The following is a 19,090-nucleotide window of genomic DNA, read 5'->3' as shown; positions in this document are numbered from 1 at the left end:
AGAAATAAATCATCCTTATTGAAATAACAAGATTGGTTTTGTGTATATGTAAAAAATAATTATAATATAAATTATCTACAATATATTTTAATAAAAACTAACACAACTTGACTAGCATATCAAAAAAAACAACTGTTCATTCAAAAAACGTCAACTTCATTTTTTACGTTTGAATTATTTTTTAACATGTTCAATGATAGTGTGTAATTTATAGCACTAAAAAATTTACGTTTTTTTAATTAGTATATCAACATCATTTGTTAATTACATAATAAAAATAACTTTTAATAAAATATTATTTTCTAAAAAATATGTGAACGTTAAAAAAATAATAAAACTTATAAAAACTAAAAAAAATAATTGTTTGTGTTGCAGAAATATTTATACAAAAATACCATATAGCACAAAAAATATTAAAATTTCATTATCTCTTGTTCTTTCTTTAGCAAAATATTATCTATTTTTTTAATATATTCATCGGTGATTTTTTGGATTTTTATTTGATCGATGTATTCATGATCTTTACTGATAATTTCTTTTTTTGAAAATTCTTTTATTTTGGAGTTTGTATTTCTACGGATATTACGAATACAAACTCGGCTTTTTTCAGCATCTAATCTAATCATTTTAATTAAATTTTTCCTTCTATCTTCTGTTAATTCAGGTATAGGAACAAGTATATTTTGACCATGTTCAATAGGATTTAGACCGAGGTTAGAATTTAAAATTGCTTTTCTAATCAATACAGTAATTGAGTTATCAAACACATGTATTTTAAGTGTATGCGAGTTTTCAACTGTAATATTCGCAATTTTTTGTAAATGTGTCTTAACACCAAAATATTCTATAAAAATATTATTTAACAACGCTGGCGATGCTCGTCCGGTTCGTATGTTACTGACATTTGTTTGAAATAGTTGTACGCAAGTATCCATTTTTTTACAATTTTGAGAATAAATTTCATTTATCACAATGTTAGCCTTATAAAAAATCTATTTAATTAAGTGACAACCTTAATAAAAAATACTAATAAATAATGTATTCTATCTTAATACTTAAGAAGTAATAAGTGTACCTTCTTTTTTTCCTGCAACAATACGATATAAAGATCCAGGTTTGTTAATATTAAAAACGCATATTGGTAAATTATAATCTCGCGCAAGCGTAAAAGCAGTTAAGTCCATCACTTGCAATTCTTTTTTTATAACATCCTCATATTTTAATATCTTGTATAATATAGCGCGAGAAAATTTGTTTGGGTCTATTGAATATACTCCATCAACCTTCGTTCCTTTTAAAACAACGTTCGATTCAGTCTCAATAGCACGTAAACAAGCAGCTGAATCCGTTGTAAAAAAAGGATTACCAATTCCAGCAGAAAATATTAAAATATACTTTTTAGACAATAAATTCATTGCTCGTTCATAATTATATACTTCACAGATACCATTTAAAGGTATAGATGACATTAAGCATGTCTGATAATCAGAAAACGTTTGAATTATATCTTTCATTGCTAATCCATTAATAATTGTAGATAAAATACCGATATGATCAGAAACAACCCGACCGATACCTAATCTAGATAATTGTTCACCCCGAAATAAATTACCTCCTCCAATCACCAAACTTACTTCAATCCCCATTTTTACTATCGAAAAAATTTCAGTTGCTATTCTTTTTAAAGAAAAAGTATCAATACCAAATTTATTTGTTCCTTGTAATACTTCTCCGCTTATTTTTAATAAAATCCGTCGATATATAAATGTCTCATTAGTCAACATGTTTTTAGCCTAAGTATACTTTGCATATGAAGATTAAAATATCATATAGAATTTTTGTTTATAATAAGCAATTTGTATACTTTCATACATAAAATTTTATATAATTTTTTCGCCAATTTCAAACCTAATAAATGATATGACAGATGCATTATTTTCGTGTAATATCTCCCCGACAGTTTTAGCAGGATTAATAATAAAATTTTGACCCGTCAGAGAAATGCTATTAACAAATTTTTTCATTCTACCTGATACTATTTTTTTAATTATATTAGATGGTTTATTAAGTGTTTTTGATAATTCTATTTGAATATTATATTCACGATTAAAAACACTTTTTGATACATTTTCAGGATATAAATATTGTGGTTTACTAGCTGCGATATGCATGGCAATATTTTTTAACATTTTTTGATCTAGATTATCAGCATGCACTAATACTCCAATACGAAAACTATGAACATATGCAACAATATTTTTACCATGAAGATAATTGAAACGATTGATATTAATATTTTCATTTAGTCGAAATACCAACTCAGTTCTTTCTAATTCGAATATACTTTTTATTTGATTAATATCTTTTATATTCTTATCTAATGCCGTAGATATGATTTTTTTTCCTAAATTAATGAAATGTTTATTTTTAGTAACAAAATCTGTTTCACAATTCAATTCTAGCATTACACCGGCATCATTTTTAACGAAAGCAAATATCACACCTTGATTTGTGACATGAGTGTTTTTTTTTGCTGCTGTTACCATTCCCGCTTTTCGCAAATTGTCAATTGATAACTCAATATCTCCATTTTCTTCTAATAATGCTCGTTTACATTCCACGAAACTAACTCCCGTGCGCAATCTTAACTCCTTGATAAGAGAAACACTAACATTTTTCATAATTTATATCCTATTAAAAACATCACTTATAAAAAAATATATTCAATATTAAATTACAAAATATATATGAATATAATCTATTTTATTTATACATTTTCTACAATTACGTACTTGTTTTTAAAAAATTTAGATCGCGTATTTGATCAATTCCACTTTTGATTTTAGTAATGCTCAAACATACAGCTTTTAAGTATAATATTACTGATCTAATAGCGTCATCATTACCAGGTATAACATAATCTACACCATCAGGATTAGCGTTCGTGTCCACAATAGAAAATACGGGAATTCCTAAATTATTTGCTTCTTTTATTGCAATATGTTCGTGAAACGCATCAATTACAAACAAGCAATCTGGTAATCCACCCATATTTTTTATGCCGCCTAAACTATTTTCAAATTTTAATAACTCTTTTTGTTTAATTAATACTTCCTTTTTAGTTAATTTTTCAAATGTTCCATCTTTTGATTGAAGCTCTAAATCTTTTAAACGCTTAATAGATTGTCGTACAGTTTTCCAATTTGTTAACATACCACCTAACCAACGATGATTTACATAAAATTGATCACATTGTATTGCTACGTTTTTTATAGCTGCGCTTGCGGCTCTTTTCGTTCCTACAAACAGTATCTTCCCTTTTTTAAAAGCAATTTTTTTCAGTTCTGAAAGAGCAAAATGAAACATTGGAAGAGTTTTTTCTAAGTTAATAATATGAATTTTATTACGAGAACCAAAAATAAATGGTTTCATTTTTGGATTCCAATAACGTGTTTGATGACCAAAATGTACACCTGCATTTAACATATCACGCATTGAAACTATTTCCATAATCACCTCGAATTAAAAATATATTTAATTAAATATGTTATTAAAATTATTAAATTCTAAATACACTAAATTAGTTTTTTATGATAATACAAATATTAGTATATTCGTTTTTTATTTTTTCACCAATACAGATTTATATTATATTTCCCATTAAAAAAATTAAGTATTACTAATAATTTTTTACAAAAATTCATCATTAAATATAAAGACTATATTTTTTAAAGTATAATTTATATATATTTTAAAAACTATAATTTAATGTAAAAACGGTAAAATATTATGCATGGGATGATCAAAACAAAATCAGAAATTAAAAAAATGCGAATATCCGGAAAATTAGCCGCTGAAGTTTTAGAAATGATAGAAAAATATATACAACCTCATGTGAGCACAGAAGAAATAAATGACATTTGTCACGATTATATCGTGTATCAACAAAAAGCCATTGCCGCTTGTTTAGGATATCGTGGTTTTCCAAAATCTATTTGCATTTCTGTTAATGACGTAGTATGTCACGGTATCCCAAGTAAACATCAAATATTACAAAAAGGAGATATTGTTAATATTGATGTCACAATTATTAAAAACGATTATTATGCTGATACATCAAAAATGTTTTTTGTGGGTAATACAAGTACATTGTCAAAACGATTATGCACAGTTGCCCAAGAAAGTTTATACTGCGCTTTAAGATTGATTCAACCGGGTATACCTTTATATAAAATTGGGGAAGGTATTCAAAAATATGTCGAAAGTAATAATTTTTCTGTTGTAAAAGAATATTGTGGACATGGTATTGGGCGAAATTTTCACGAAAAACCACATGTATTACATTATAAAAATCCACACAATAATATTATTCTACAATCTGGAATGATTTTTACAATTGAGCCTATGATTAACGCAGGAAAATCACAAGTAAAATGCATGCAAGATGGATGGACAGTAAAAACACAAGACCATTCTTTATCTGCTCAATATGAACACACTATATTGGTTACAAAAAACGGTTGTGATATATTAACATGGCAAAAAAATGAAACAATTGATCAAAGATTAATTAATACAAACGCAGTTTAAAAACACATATCATAAAAACATATTTATAAAATATATAATAGGTTAAAAATGAAATTGTTTAAAAAAATTATCGAAGAAACATATAAGAATAAAAATAACATTCAACAAAAAGACATAAATAATGAGTTGATGAATACAATCAATAAAATCATTAAATTATTAAACAATGGTGCAATACGGGTTGCAGAAAAAAAAAATGGTACTTGGAAAACAAATCAATGGATAAAAAAAGCAATTTTATTATATATGTATTTTAAAGAAAATAAATTTATTCCAGGTTGTTATAATAACTATTACGACAAAATTCCGTTAAAATATAAAACATATGATGAGAACAAGTTTGAAAAAGATAAAATTCGTATAGTGCCTCCAGCAACAATAAGATATGGTTCGTTTATCAATTCAAATACAATTATTATGCCTTCGTATATAAATATTGGATCATATATTGATCAGGGTACTATGATTGACACATGGGCAACTGTAGGATCATGCGCACAAATTGGAAAAAATGTACATTTATCTGGTGGTGTAGGTATTGGAGGTGTTTTAGAACCTTTGCAAGATAATCCTACAATTATTGAAGATAACTGTTTCATAGGTGCTCGATCTGAAATCGTCGAAGGAGTTATTGTAAAAAAAGGATCTGTAATTTCTATGGGTGTTTTTATCGGAAAAAGCACAAAAATATATGAAAGAGATACAGGAAAAATTTTTTATGGAATCGTTCCTGATAATTCTGTAGTTGTCTCTGGAAGTTTACCTTCATGTAATGGAAAATATAATCTTTATTCTGCAATTATTGTTAAAAAAGTAGATCATAAAACTATGAGCAAAGTAGAAATTAATGAATTTTTGCGAAACATAACATAAAAATCCCAATAAAACCGCCCGTTTTCGGGCGGATTTAAGTAATATTCATCTAATTTATCTATTCACTTACTAAATAAATAATATTGTTGCCTCGTTTTGTGCCAAAAACCAGCATACTAGGTTTTTTATCCAATACAATTTTTAGTTGTTCTATATTTTCTATTGCTTCTCTATTAACAGATATAATAACATCATTTTTTTTAAAACCAATTTTTGAAGCGACAGTATTAGGTTTAATATTTTCTATTTTCACGCCTTTTTGTGTATCAGAGAGATAATCACTTAAATCTGCACCTTCCATACCCACATATCTTTTACCCAAATGTATATTTGTTTGCGATGAACACTTTAACTCAACAACAATGTTCTTTATTTGACCATCACGGAATATTCCTAACTCTATTTTAGTTTGTACTGGAAAAGAACTAATGTCCGCCCGAAGTGTTGCAAAACTAGAAACAGGTTTTTTATTCAAAGAAATAATAATGTCTCCAGCTTTGATTCCAGCTTCAAATGCAGATGAATTAACTAAAACTTGACTAACAAAAGCTCCCTTTTGTACATTTACTCGCATAATTTGAGCTAAATTAGAATTTAACTCCATACCAATTATACCTAATTCTCCTCTTCTTACTTGACCAAATTGCGCTATTTGCTGTGTAAGATTCTTTACCATATTTCCAGGAATTGCAAATCCTATTCCAATATTTCCACCATCTGGAGCTAATATAGCTGTATTAATACCTATTAATTCACCGTTTAAATTAACTAATGCGCCACCGGAATTACCTCTATTAATCGCCGCATCTGTTTGAATAAAATTTTCATAATTTTCAGTGTTTAATCCACTTCTTCCTAAAGCAGAAATAATACCTGAAGTGACAGTTTCCCCTAATCCGTATGGATTACCAATAGCTATAGTATAATCACCTACGCGCAAAGAATCTGAATTAGCAATTTTTATTTCTTTTAAGTTAGTTGCATTTTTTAATTTTATTAACGCAATATCAGAACGCGGATCTTGTCCTATTATTTCAGCATCATAATGACGTCCATCATTGAGCTGCGCTTGAATTTTATTTGCATGTTCGACAACATGATTATTTGTCACTGCATATCCTTTCTTAGCATCAATGATGACTCCAGATGCTAATGCATGAAACGTTTCATGAGCAACATCAGAATGCTTGTCATTTCGACAAAATGGAGAATCATGGAAAGGTGAATGCTCTTTGCAAAATGGAGAATGATTATCAAAAAATGGTTGCAATTGATGCGGTAATCGAAAAGTTCGAACAACAGTACTACCTTCAATATTTATACTAATTACTGATGGAACGACTTTTTCTAACATAGGTGCTAAACTAAAAGTTGATCCTTGAGAAGAATTATTATTTATGATAGTAGACGCAAAACTATTCCAAGATAATCCAAAACTAAATAAAACAATTACAAAAAAAATGATTCTTTTTAATTCTATATTAATATTTTTCATTATTTCTTTCCCATCATTACAGTTCAATCTATAAAATCTATGTTTATCAAAATATAATTTGTATAGATAGGTAAATTTGCATTATACACTCCATCATTAATGAACTCCATGATTGATTAATAATATAACGAAATGATAAAATAACATGTCATATACAAAAAATATAAAAACCATAATTAAATTAAAAAATTATATTTTTTATTAGATTATCACCTGAATAACCCTACACTTTGTATAGAATAAGTATTTTAACTAAAACAAACAGAAGTATTGTGGACACTATATTAAATAATACTATTTTAATGTGTAATTTTATCTACTATTAATAACATATCTATATTTTCTTATTCAATTATTTAATAAAAAGAAAAATATTACAATATTGACAGGAAAAACATGAGGAAATGTTGGTAAGCGAAAATTCGTAACCTAAAAAATATACATAAAATTTTTCCAAAATGTTCAAAATGAAAAAAATATATTGTCTTTCTAATAAAATAAATTATGTTGCAATTTAAAAAACAATAATCAACTTCAAATTATCCATAAAGAATATTTTACATAACACCAATTGTGCTAAAAATTCACAAAAATTCATGTAAAATTAGATATTAAAATCGCGTTATTAATTAATATATAAGAATTTAGAAAAAAATCTAATAACTGTCTTGATGCGAAAAAAAACAGAAAAGCATCTTGCAGTTATAAGCAATAATTGTTTACAATTTGTTTATAATTCTGACAATATTTACTTTAAAAAACATAAACTTAATTTTTCTAATATTAAAGTAAATTTTACAGTGCACTAGGTATCACATATACTCAACAAAAAAATAAAAAAATTATACTATTATAGTTACAAGTACAATTAAAGTAAATACAAACAATTGCATCAAAACTAAAATGTCTGCAATACATAAATCTACCGATAACACAAAATTAATATATTTATTAATATTTTTATAACACCCATCAATCAGTTACTATAGATATTTTTCAAAATTATTACACTCTTATATAATAAACAAATTACACACATCATGAATCCTGAGATTAAAAAAACTATAATACATAATTTAAGATTAGTCCGCGTAATTAAACATATAAAACTAGTATCTGATAGTTAAAACTCTAATTTTTTAACATTAGGATTTAAATGCAAAAAAAATAGTATTGAATAAAAATTTTTATTTATTTTATTTTAAAAAAAAATAAGAATTCTTTTATTTCTATAACATCAACAAATTTTTTTAAATTAACTCAAAAATGAAATAACATAAATTACATAAATATGTTCTGTTCTTGATAATGTCTTCTATATTTGCGATAATAAAACGATATTATAATATCATCCTATTATTTAATGACTAGCATTTTATAATTTACATTTGATCATTTCAACATGACCGTTTTATTAAATCTGAAAAATTAATTTTCTTAAAACATATCTATTTTAATTTAAGATATTTTTTTGAAAAAACAGATCTAGTACATTAGTTTCCTGGAGGACAAATGGAAATATTATCAGGAGCTGCGATGGTGATTAAATCATTAATAAATCAAGGAATACAGCATATATTTGGTTATCCTGGTGGCGCTGTACTAGATATTTATGATGCTTTAAAAACCATCGGAGGAATTAAACATATTCTAGTTAGACATGAACAAGCTGCAACACATATGGCTGATGGTTATGCACGCTCTACAGGAAAAGTAGGTGTGGTATTAGTAACGTCTGGTCCAGGAGCAACAAACGCTATCACTGGAATTGCAACCGCATATATGGATTCTATTCCTATGGTAGTAATATCTGGGCAAGTTTCATCATCTTTAATCGGATATGATGCTTTTCAAGAATGTGATATGATTGGTATTTCTCGACCGATAGTAAAACATAGCTTTTTAGTCAATAAAACAGAAGATATACCAAATACTTTTAAAAAAGCATTTTGGTTAGCATCTAGCGGACGTCCAGGTCCTGTAGTAATTGATTTGCCAAAAGACATTTTACAAAAAAAATATAAATATCATAATAAATTATCAAGAAAAATATGTATACGTTCATACAATCCTACAACTCAAGGACATATAGGACAAATAAAAAAAGCACTTAATACGTTAATGCAGTCTAAAAAACCAGTTATTTATGCTGGTGGTGGTATAATTAGCTCTGAATGTCATAAAGAACTGCGTTTTTTTGCAGAAAAAACACATTGTCCTGTTACAACATCTTTAATGGGTTTAGGTGGTTTTCCTGGAAATCATTCTCAAAGTATTTCCATGTTAGGTATGCACGGTACCTATGAAGCCAATATGGCTATGCATTATGCTGATTTAATTTTTGCAATCGGAGTACGTTTTGACGATAGAACAACAAATAATTTAGAAAAATATTGCCCTAATGCTAAAATTGTACATATTGACATCGATCCTACATCTATTTCAAAGACCGTTAAAGCAGACATACCCATTGTAGGAGATGCAAAATCCATTTTGACAAAAATGCTAGAACTGTTCGAACAAGAAAAAAACTGGCCTTCTTTAAAAGATTGGTGGTTAAACATTAAAAAATGGAGACATGTCGATAGTTTAAAATACGATAAAAACAAAACAATGATTCAACCCCAGGCAGTGATTCAAACTCTCTTTAAACTCACTAATGGCAATGCATATATTACCTCTGATGTCGGTCAACACCAAATGTTTACAGCTTTATACTATCCATTTTCAAAACCTAGACATTGGATCAACTCTGGTGGATTAGGTACTATGGGTTTTGGTCTTCCATCCGCATTAGGAGTAAAATTAGCGTTACCAAACGAAACTGTTATTTGTATTACTGGAGATGGTAGCATTCAAATGAACATTCAAGAATTGTCTACAGCTCGACAGTATAATTTAGCAATATTAATATTAAGTCTTAACAATTCTTCTTTAGGAATGGTAAAGCAATGGCAAGATATAATTTACTCAGGACGACATTCACATTCTTACATGCACTCATTACCAGATTTTATAAAATTAGTAGCATCCTATGGACACATCGGTATTAAAATTAATAAACCTATAGAACTAGAAGAAAAATTACAGTTGGCTCTAAATAAATTAAATACTGGTAATTTAGTTTTTGTTGATGTCGAAATAGATCCTTCAGAGCATGTTTATCCAATGCAAATTCAAGGTGGCAGCATGAATGAAATGCGGTTACGGGAAAAAAGGACATTTTAAAAAATGCGAAGAATTTTATCTGTTCTATTAGAAAATGAATCAGGTGCATTGTCACGAGTAATAGGGTTGTTTTCGCAGCGAGGATATAATATCGAAACAATTACAGTTGCGCCAACTGAAGATCCAACGTTATCAAAAATGACTATACAAACAGTTGGTGATGAAAAAACAATTGAACAAATCGAAAAACAACTGCATAAATTGATAGATGTATTAAGAGTTGTACAAATTGGACAAATACCTTTTATAGAACGTGAAATTATGTTACTAAAGGTAAACAATAACAGCCACAAACGCGATGATATTAAGCATGTTACTGAAATTTTCAGAGGTCAAATTGTAGATATAACATCTACAACATATATTTTACAGTTATCTGGAACAGAAAAAAAATTAAATTCATTCTTAAAAATCATTCGTAATATAGCAGATATTATTGAAACTACACGATCTGGAATTATTGGTATTTCACGCGGATAAATTATTGCAATATATTCAAAAAAAATCCTTTTTAGGGATATCATATTCAACATACTTTTTCTAAATTATAAAACTAATAACTTTGTTTGAACATTTTAAAAAATATTAAACATGGTCAACTTTTAGAAAACGACCATGTGTTTTTCTAAAAAAATAAACGTATAATTCATGATCAATCAAAATATTAAACACATTCCTGTGATGACCAAAGAATTAATTCAATCATTAAAAATTAAAAAAAATGGCATTTATATCGATAGTACATTTGGCATGGGCGGTCATACTAAAGAGATTTTAAAAATTATAGGAGCATCAGGCAAACTATATTCTATTGATCGTGATCCAAATGCTGTAAATATAGGCAAAACTATTCAAGATAGTCGATTTCATATTGTGAATAAAAATTTTTCAAAACTATTAGATTACGCAACAGAAAATAAAATAACTAAAAAAGTTGATGGAATTATATTTGATTTAGGAACTTCTTCACTACAAATCGATGATAAGAAACGTGGTTTTTCGTTTAAAAAAAACGGTCCTTTAGATATGAGAATGAATCCCAATTTAGGTATTTCTGCTGCAGATTGGTTATTTAAAAGTAATATAAATACCATTTCTACTGTTTTAAAACAATTTGGAGAGGAACGATTTTCAAAAAGGATAGCTTATGCAATAAAGTATCAAAATAAAATTCAAAAAATCAGGACTACCTTTGAATTAGTAAATACTATTAAAAAAGCCATTCCTGTATTTAATAAATTTAAACATCCTGCAAAAAGAACATTTCAAGCAATTAGAATGTATATTAATCACGAATTAGACGAGTTAAAAACAGGATTAGATCATGTATTAAAAATACTAAAACCTGGAGGACGCGTATCCATTATCAGTTTTCATTCTTTAGAAGATAGAATCGTCAAACAATTCATGTTCACGCATAGTAGACCAACCGTCGTTCCCTATGGTATGCCTATTACAGAAAATAAATTAAAAAAACTCACGCGATGTGAATTAAAAATAATAAACCGAATATTGCCGAGTCAAGAAGAAAAAATAAAAAACTCTAGATCTCGCAGTTCTATTTTACGCACAGCTGAAATGAAACATAACTATGAAATATAAACGATATAGTTTATTTACAATTATTAAAAGGGATTGTCTAATACATGGAAAAATTCACTTAATTCTATTAATAATAATAATGTTATCTGCTAATTTTATCGTTGTTATAGTATATAAAACTCGCTTATTAATTACTCAAGAAGAAAATTTAATTCTTAAAAAAAAAATTCTGAATGGAGGGAACTAATGATTGAAAAAAATATGTTGTCTGTTCATTCTAAAAAAAAATAGTTTTTTACAAGTCATGACAATTAATAATCTATTGTTTTCATAAACTAAAAATATAAATTAATAGACATTATGTAAACCATAAAACAAAAAATAACATCATTCTCAAAAACAAAAAAAATATTTATGTTCAAAAAACGATTTTTTACATTATCTTTGTTCATATTTTTATATTTATTGATTTTAACAATACGCATAATATTTCTGCAAGTTATTCATTCAGATTATCTTATTCATGAAGGTGATCGTAGAACACTGAGGATACAGCCTCTATTCGTCACTAGAGGAACTATTAATGATCGAAACGGACAGATATTAGCTATTACTCTACCAGTAAACGCAATTTGCCTAAATCCTACGAAAATATTAAATAAAAATAACATACGATACGATCAAAAATGGAAAGATTTATCTAAAATTCTCTCGATATCTTTGGAAAATATCATTTTTCGTATCAATGCTCATCCAAAATCAAAATTTATATATCTTGCACGTCATATATCGCCTGAAAAAAGCGAAAATATAAAAAAATTACAATTACCAGAAATTTTTTTACTTGCAGAATCGAAACGATATTATCCTTCTGGAAGAATTACTGCTCAACTTATAGGATTAACAAATATAGATGGAAAGGGTATTGATGGTATTGAAAAAAGCTTTAATAAAATATTAACAGGAAAACCCGGAAAAAGACAAATTAGAAAAAACAACAAAGGTCAAATTATCGAAAACATATCTTTAGTTCATCAATCTTCATCAAAAAATATTATACTAAGTATCGATCAAACATTACAAAAAATTACATACAAAAAACTATCGCAGGCTGTAAAAAAATATCGAGCAGATTCAGGAACGGCAATTTTGATTAATATTAAGACCGGCGAAATTTTAGCAATGGTAAATAGTCCATCATATAATCCTAATAACGTAAAATATGCAATAGCAAAAAATATGAGAAATAGAGCAGTTACAGACATGTTCGAACCTGGATCAACAGTTAAACCAATAGTAATTATGGAAGCATTGCGTCTTGGTGTTATTAAAGAAAATTCAATCATAAATACACAACCATATTTTATAAAAAAGCACATAATTAAAGATGTATCTTATAATAAACAATTAAGTATTACTGGCATATTACAAAAGTCCAGTAATGTTGGAATTTCAAAAATTGCATTGTCCATACCAACTAAAAAATTAATTAATAGTTATCTTAAATTTGGGTTAGGACGATCAACCAAATTAGGTTTAGTTGGAGAAAAAAACGGTTTTTTTCCCAAAAAAACCGTTTTATCTGATTTAGAAAAAGCAACTTTTTCTTTCGGATATGGTTTAATGGTCACTCCTTTACAATTAGCAAGATTATATGCTGTTATTGGAAGCTATGGAATTTACCGACCACTATCAATTAAAAAAATCAATACTAAAACAGTATACGGAACAAGAATTTTTCCTAAAAAATATATTGAAACTATTATTCACATGATGGAAAGTGTTGCGCAAGTTGGAGGTAGTGGAGCACTAGCTGCAGTAAAAGGATACCATATTGCAGTTAAAACAGGAACTGTGAAAAAAGTTGGAAAACATGGTTTATACATTCAAAAATATGTTGCTTATACTGCTGGTATTGCACCATCTCGTTATCCAAAATTTTCATTAATTGTTATGATCGACAATCCCAGAGGAAAAAAATATTATGGTGGTATAGTTTCAGCTCCAGTGTTTAGCGATATTATGAACTTAGTGTTACATAATATGAAAATTCCAACCGATAAATAAAAATAACATTTTATTTAAAAAAAACGAGAACATATTAAATGAAACAAAAAAACTTAAAATATTTACTGTGTCCATGGATAAAAAAAATTCCAAATAAAAATATTATTAATTTAACTTTAGATAGCCGAACACTCAATGTAGGAGATATATTTATAGCTATTCCTGGAACAAAACAAGACGGACGTAATTTTATTAATGACGCTCTTCAAAAAAAAGCAGCGGCTATTTTATGCGAAACAGATAAAAAAGAAAAACACGGTACACTTAATTATATTAGAAATATACCTATAATATGTTTCTTCCAATTATCAAAAAATATTTCAATATTAGCAAACCGTTTTTATGGACAACCTGATCAAGAAATTAAAATTATTGGTGTAACAGGAACTAATGGAAAAACTACTGTTGTACAATTAATTAATCAATGGAGTACAATTTTAGGAGAAAAAATTGCTACTATGGGAACATTAGGAAATGGTTTTTATAACTTCCTAACACCTTCTAAAAATACAACATCTTCAGCTGTTTACATTCCAGCATTTTTATCTAAAGTATTAAAAAAAAACTAAAATTGTTACCATGGAAGTATCTTCACATGGGTTAACACAATATCGTGTTAAAGGAATAGCTTTTTATATTGCAATATTCACTAATTTAACACAAGATCATTTAGATTATCACGAAAACATGAAGCAATATGAATTAGCGAAATGGTCATTTTTTAGCCAACATGAAATAAAAAAAATAATACTCAATGCCGACGACAAATATGGAAAAATTTGGTTAAAAAAATTATCAAACCATCACACAACAGCGGTAACTATAAAAGATACAACACAAAAAAAATATTCCACAACATGGATAAATGCAACACAAATTAAATTACATAAAAACATAATATACATTCAATTCGAATCAAGCTGGGGAGCAGGTATGTTGTCATCATATCTGATTGGTAAGTTTAACGTTACAAACCTATTACTATCACTCGCTACACTTTTAGAATTAGGTTATAATTTATCTGATTTAACTTCAACATCACACAGGATGTCACCAATATGCGGTCGAATGCAAACCTTTAAAACCCATGGAAAACCCATGTTTATTATTGATTATGCACATACACCTGATGCGTTACTAACAACTTTAAAAGCAATTCAATTACATTATAAAAAATATATATGGTGCATTTTTGGCTGTGGTGGAGAACGAGATAAAACAAAACGTTCTATTATGGGTTCTATTGCAGAAAAGATAGCCGATCAAGTAATCATAACCAGTGATAATTCAAGAAGTGAAAATACGATGCAAATTATTCAAGAAATTTTAAGTGGTTGCATAAAAAAGAAAAAAATACTCATTATACCTAATAGAAAAAAAGCAATATATTATGCATTTTTCAAATCAAAATCAGACCATATAATTCTTTTATCAGGAAAAGGACATGAAAATCAACAAATAATTGGAAATAAACATATTAAACATTCAGATATAGATACAGTGTTGAGTTTATTGGAAAAAAAAATATGATTTCTACATCTTTATCCAAAATTGCATCTGTTGTTAGCGGAAAATTATATGGACATAATGTCATAATAGAAAATATTTCTATTGATAGCAGAAAAATTGCCTCAAATTGTCTTTTTATTCCACTAATCGGAAAAAAATTTGATGCTCATTTGTTTATCCAAAACGCCATTAAAAATGGTTGTTTAGCGTTTTTGACGCAAAAAAAAATAAAATGTTTTATTCCTTTTATTATAGTAAAAAACACATTAATCGCTTTAGGTTCAATTGCGGCTTGGATTCGAAAAAGAACCAATGTAAAAGTAGTAGCGATTACCGGTTCATGTGGAAAAACTTCAGTAAAAGATATGACTGCATCAATACTTCAAAAACATGGAGGTACAATTCACACTATTAACAACAATAATAATAATATTGGCGTTGCAATTACATTATTACAACTTACTTACAAACATAAATATGCTGTTGTTGAACTAGGAGCAAATAAGCCCGGTGAAATTTTATATTCTAGCATCATTAGTCAACCAAATATAATACTGATCAATAATATTCATTATGCTCATTTAAAAGGATTTAAATCTTTAATCGGCGTATCTAAAGCAAAATCAGAAATTTTTTCTGGTATGCAATCTAATGGTACTGTCGTAGTTAACTTAGACAATCATCACATTTCGTTATGGAAAAAATATATAAAAAATAAAACTATACTTTATTTCTCTATTAAAAAAAAACTGATTTTTTCGCAAAAAATATTAATATTAATATACATGGTACATCTTTTACAATGCATACACCACATAAAAAAATAAATATTTTTTTACCATTTTTAGGTTACCAAAACGTTTCTAATGCTTTGGCAGCAAGTACACTAGCATATGCTCTTCGCATACCATTAAATACGATTAAAATTGGTTTATCAAATACATCTATAACTTCTGGACGACTAGAAATAATTCAGTTACAACCTAATAAAATTTTAATAAACGATACTTATAATTCTAATGTTGCATCTATGATTACAGCTATGAAAATACTAGAAAAAATGCCAGGATACAAAATATTAGTTACAGGAGATATGGCAGAACTAGGAAAAGATAGTATCCTATATCATAAAATGATAGGTAATGCTGCCAACTTATGTAAAATTAATAAAATTTTTAGCATTGGCAAAAACAGTCATGAGATTAGTAAAATCTTTTTTAATGGAAATCATTTTTTAAAAAAAACGCAATTAAAAAATAGTTTAAAAGAAATTGTTTTACAAAAAAAAAAATTACTATTCTTGTAAAAGGTTCTCGAGATCAAAATATGGAAACCATTGTCAAATGTTTAATTGAGGCAAATCGAGAAAATGTTGTTTTTACTAAATAAATACTTACATACTGATTTAAATATTTCAATTTATATTCCATACCGATCAATATTAAGTTTACTGACATCCTTTTTTACTAGTTTGTATATTGTCCCACATTTTATATCTTATTCAAATAATCTAAAAATCCATCAAACAATACGTCAAAATGGACCAAAAACACATTTCACTAAAAATCGCATTCCAACTATGGGTGGATTGCTTATTATTTTTTCTATAATATTCTCAACAATACTATATTGTGATTTACGTAATACAAATATTTGGTATGTTATAAATGTGTTAATAGCATATGGTTCAATAGGATTTATAGATGATTATCTCAAAATACGATATAATAATAGCCAAGGTTTAAAAATACTGCATAAATATATCTATTTATCTATAATCGCATTAGGTACAGTATATGTAATATATGTTAATAATCCAAACTTTTTTACAAGTACATTCATCATACCATTTTTTCATCCAATTACGCTTAAAACGCCTTATTTATACATATTATTATCTTATTTTGTTATCATCGGAACAAGCAATGCAGTTAATTTGACAGATGGATTAGATGGTTTAGCTATTATGCCAATAATTTTCCTAACATCTTCTTTTGCGTTAATATCGATTTTAAGTTCAAATATTAGTAATCTTCATTATTTAAATATCATTTATTTACAAAACGCTGCTGAATTAACTGTATTATGTTCAGCTATGATTGGATCAGGATTTGGTTTTTTATGGTTTAACGCATATCCAGCTAAAATTTTTATGGGCGATGTTGGATCATTGTCATTAGGAGGGGCATTAGGTACAATAACTATATTATTACATCAAGAATTGTTATTAATAATTATGGGTGGTATTTTTGTTATTGAAGCTCTTTCTGTTATATTACAAATTATATCATTTCAACTATTGAAAAAAAAAATATTTAAAATGGCTCCAATTCATCATCATTATGAAATTAAAGGAATGTTAGAACCGACGATCATAATTCGGTTTTGGATTGTTTCTCTGATGTTAGTTTTAATTGGCCTTATATCAATAAGGATATGTTAATTTTGTATAATTATTCTGGAAAAAAAATATTAATTTTAGGTATGGGATTAACAGGCATATCATGTATCAATTTTTTTTTAAAAAAAGGGATTACACCAAAAATTATTGATGAATCTGCACACCCTATTTATTTAAAAACTATTCCAAAAAAAATTAAATATCATGTAGGAAATTTAAAAAAAACATGGATTCTAGAATCGGATATAATTGTTATTAGCCCTGGCATTTCCTCAAATAAACCTATCTTAAAACAAGCTAAAAAACTGGGCATTAACGTCATTAGTGATATTGAATTATTTTCTAGAGAGGTAACAGTACCAATAATTGCAATAACTGGAACAAATGGGAAAAGTACGGTAGCTACCATAGTAAAAAAAATAGCTAAACGTGCAGGTTACAACGTATCTTTATGCGGAAACATTGGATATCCAGTACTTGATACGCTTGAAAAAAAATTTAATTTACATGTTATCGAGATATCTAGTTTTCAACTTGAACATACGTTTTGTTTAAAACCTAAAATAGCTGTCATTTTAAATATTACACATGATCATATTAATAGGTATCCAAACGGATTTAAAGAATATAAAAAAATTAAACTATCTATTTATAAACAAGCTGAAATCTGTATAAATAATAATTTTAATATACTAGATATACCAATTAAAACATCAAAACAGTGGATCAGTTTCGGTTCGATTAAAAGTGATTACTACATTTTACACCATAAAAATAATACATTTCTATGCAATAAAGGAAAAAAAATAATTAACACGAATCAAATGCTTTTATATGGACAGCACAACTACCAAAATATACTAGCTGTTTTAGCTATTGCAGATTCCATGACTTTTCCTAGAAGTCATACAATGGATATAATACGTACGTTTTCAGGTTTACCGCATAGACTTCAAATCATTAACACCCACAAGGGTATATGCTGTATTAACGATTCTAAATCTACAAATGTCAGTAGTGTTAAAGCAGCTCTAACATGTTTAAGATCAAAGGGAACAATATGGTTACTGTTAGGAGGAGATAAAAAAAATGCCAATTTTCATGTTTTAAAAAAATATCTTAAAAATATGAAAGTAAGAATATACTGCTTTGGAAAAGATGGAATATATCTTTCAAAGATATACTCAAAAAAATCTATTTATACTCCAACCTTAAAGCAAGCTGTTTCTCTAATTTCTAAAAAAGTTGTGTCTGGCGACACAGTGCTTTTATCTCCTGGATGTAGTAGTTTAGATCAATTTCCTAATTTTGAAGAACGAGGTAATCAATTTATACAATTCGTCAGGGATTTAATTTAATGCATACTAAAATTAGAATAAAAAAAA

The 19,090-nt window shown here is 27.3% G+C and carries 13 protein-coding genes and 3 pseudogenes; 11 read left to right on the top strand and 5 right to left on the bottom strand.

Annotated elements, in window-relative coordinates; translation table 11 throughout:
- Nucleotides 1-413: 413 nt before the first annotated feature.
- The 4 genes from frr to rpsB form a co-directional block, all read right to left on the bottom strand.
- The gene (gene frr / locus ICW73_00470; protein QNS01942.1) at nucleotides 414-971 is read right to left on the bottom strand and encodes a ribosome recycling factor; all 558 of its coding nucleotides are present in this window, start codon (nucleotides 969-971) and stop codon (nucleotides 414-416) included.
- An 84-nt stretch (nucleotides 972-1,055) separates the two neighbouring features.
- On the bottom strand, nucleotides 1,056-1,784 hold the full coding sequence (gene pyrH / locus ICW73_00465) for a UMP kinase (GenBank protein QNS01941.1): 729 nt from the start codon (nucleotides 1,782-1,784) through the stop codon (nucleotides 1,056-1,058).
- Between the two features lie 96 nt (nucleotides 1,785-1,880).
- A complete protein-coding gene (gene tsf, locus ICW73_00460) occupies nucleotides 1,881-2,681 on the bottom strand; it encodes an elongation factor Ts (GenBank protein ID QNS01940.1) in 801 nt (266 codons plus the stop codon).
- A 103-nt stretch (nucleotides 2,682-2,784) separates the two neighbouring features.
- Entirely contained in the window at nucleotides 2,785-3,510 is a 726-nt protein-coding gene (gene rpsB, locus ICW73_00455; protein QNS01939.1) for a 30S ribosomal protein S2, read from the bottom strand.
- A gap of 279 nt (nucleotides 3,511-3,789) precedes the next feature.
- Between rpsB and map the strand changes: the two genes are divergently transcribed.
- Nucleotides 3,790-4,590: a type I methionyl aminopeptidase gene (gene map, locus ICW73_00450; GenBank protein ID QNS01938.1), complete on the top strand. Its 801-nt coding sequence runs from the start codon at nucleotides 3,790-3,792 to the stop codon at nucleotides 4,588-4,590.
- Between the two features lie 48 nt (nucleotides 4,591-4,638).
- A complete protein-coding gene (gene dapD, locus ICW73_00445) occupies nucleotides 4,639-5,463 on the top strand; it encodes a 2,3,4,5-tetrahydropyridine-2,6-dicarboxylate N-succinyltransferase (protein QNS01937.1) in 825 nt (274 codons plus the stop codon).
- Between the two features lie 58 nt (nucleotides 5,464-5,521).
- Here the strand turns inward: dapD and degP are convergent, their stop codons facing one another.
- The gene (gene degP, locus ICW73_00440; protein QNS01936.1) at nucleotides 5,522-6,958 is read right to left on the bottom strand and encodes a serine endoprotease DegP; all 1,437 of its coding nucleotides are present in this window, start codon (nucleotides 6,956-6,958) and stop codon (nucleotides 5,522-5,524) included.
- A gap of 1,512 nt (nucleotides 6,959-8,470) precedes the next feature.
- Here degP and ilvB point away from each other — a divergent pair.
- From ilvB to murD, 9 genes and pseudogenes are all read left to right on the top strand, one after another.
- On the top strand, nucleotides 8,471-10,186 hold the full coding sequence (gene ilvB / locus ICW73_00435) for a biosynthetic-type acetolactate synthase large subunit (protein ID QNS01935.1): 1,716 nt from the start codon (nucleotides 8,471-8,473) through the stop codon (nucleotides 10,184-10,186).
- 3 nt (nucleotides 10,187-10,189) lie between these two features.
- Nucleotides 10,190-10,666, top strand: coding sequence for an acetolactate synthase small subunit (gene ilvN, locus ICW73_00430; GenBank protein QNS01934.1), 477 nt, complete (start codon nucleotides 10,190-10,192; stop codon nucleotides 10,664-10,666).
- Nucleotides 10,667-10,837: 171 nt separating this feature from the next.
- Entirely contained in the window at nucleotides 10,838-11,788 is a 951-nt protein-coding gene (rsmH, locus tag ICW73_00425; protein ID QNS02086.1) for a 16S rRNA (cytosine(1402)-N(4))-methyltransferase RsmH, read from the top strand.
- Nucleotides 11,778-12,019 (top strand): annotated as a pseudogene (locus tag ICW73_00420) (cell division protein FtsL). The gene rsmH and the pseudogene ICW73_00420 overlap by 11 nt, the downstream one beginning before the upstream one ends.
- Before the next feature lie 123 nt (nucleotides 12,020-12,142).
- On the top strand, nucleotides 12,143-13,795 hold the full coding sequence (gene ftsI, locus ICW73_00415; protein ID QNS01933.1) for a peptidoglycan glycosyltransferase FtsI: 1,653 nt from the start codon (nucleotides 12,143-12,145) through the stop codon (nucleotides 13,793-13,795).
- A gap of 38 nt (nucleotides 13,796-13,833) precedes the next feature.
- Nucleotides 13,834-15,325 (top strand): annotated as a pseudogene (gene murE / locus ICW73_00410) (UDP-N-acetylmuramoyl-L-alanyl-D-glutamate--2,6-diaminopimelate ligase).
- Nucleotides 15,322-16,693, top strand: a pseudogene (gene murF, locus ICW73_00405) (UDP-N-acetylmuramoyl-tripeptide--D-alanyl-D-alanine ligase). Before murE ends, murF begins: the two co-directional pseudogenes overlap by 4 nt.
- Nucleotides 16,674-17,747 (top strand): phospho-N-acetylmuramoyl-pentapeptide-transferase, encoded by a 1,074-nt coding sequence (locus ICW73_00400; GenBank protein QNS01932.1) that lies wholly within the window; start codon nucleotides 16,674-16,676, stop codon nucleotides 17,745-17,747. The pseudogene murF and the gene ICW73_00400 overlap by 20 nt, the downstream one beginning before the upstream one ends.
- Entirely contained in the window at nucleotides 17,747-19,063 is a 1,317-nt protein-coding gene (murD, locus tag ICW73_00395) for a UDP-N-acetylmuramoyl-L-alanine--D-glutamate ligase (protein QNS02085.1), read from the top strand. Before ICW73_00400 ends, murD begins: the two co-directional genes overlap by 1 nt.
- Nucleotides 19,064-19,090: the final 27 nt, after the last annotated feature.

This window comes from Buchnera aphidicola (Pentalonia nigronervosa), assembly GCA_014622685.1.
Lineage (GTDB): Bacteria > Pseudomonadota > Gammaproteobacteria > Enterobacterales > Enterobacteriaceae > Buchnera > Buchnera aphidicola_BD.
Note: the sequence above shows the minus strand (reverse complement) of the source record. Positions and strands in the feature narration are given on the sequence as shown.

Coding starts and splice junctions, on each gene's coding strand:
- dapD (QNS01937.1), top strand. CDS start 4,639: ATGAAATTGTTTAAAAAAATTATCGAAGAAACATATAAGAATAAAAAT.
- map (QNS01938.1), top strand. CDS start 3,790: ATGCATGGGATGATCAAAACAAAATCAGAAATTAAAAAAATGCGAATA.
- ICW73_00400 (QNS01932.1), top strand. CDS start 16,674: ATGTTGTTTTTACTAAATAAATACTTACATACTGATTTAAATATTTCA.
- ilvN (QNS01934.1), top strand. CDS start 10,190: ATGCGAAGAATTTTATCTGTTCTATTAGAAAATGAATCAGGTGCATTG.
- ilvB (QNS01935.1), top strand. CDS start 8,471: ATGGAAATATTATCAGGAGCTGCGATGGTGATTAAATCATTAATAAAT.
- ftsI (QNS01933.1), top strand. CDS start 12,143: ATGTTCAAAAAACGATTTTTTACATTATCTTTGTTCATATTTTTATAT.
- degP (QNS01936.1), bottom strand. CDS start 6,958: ATGAAAAATATTAATATAGAATTAAAAAGAATCATTTTTTTTGTAATT.
- pyrH (QNS01941.1), bottom strand. CDS start 1,784: ATGTTGACTAATGAGACATTTATATATCGACGGATTTTATTAAAAATA.
- rpsB (QNS01939.1), bottom strand. CDS start 3,510: ATGGAAATAGTTTCAATGCGTGATATGTTAAATGCAGGTGTACATTTT.
- tsf (QNS01940.1), bottom strand. CDS start 2,681: ATGAAAAATGTTAGTGTTTCTCTTATCAAGGAGTTAAGATTGCGCACG.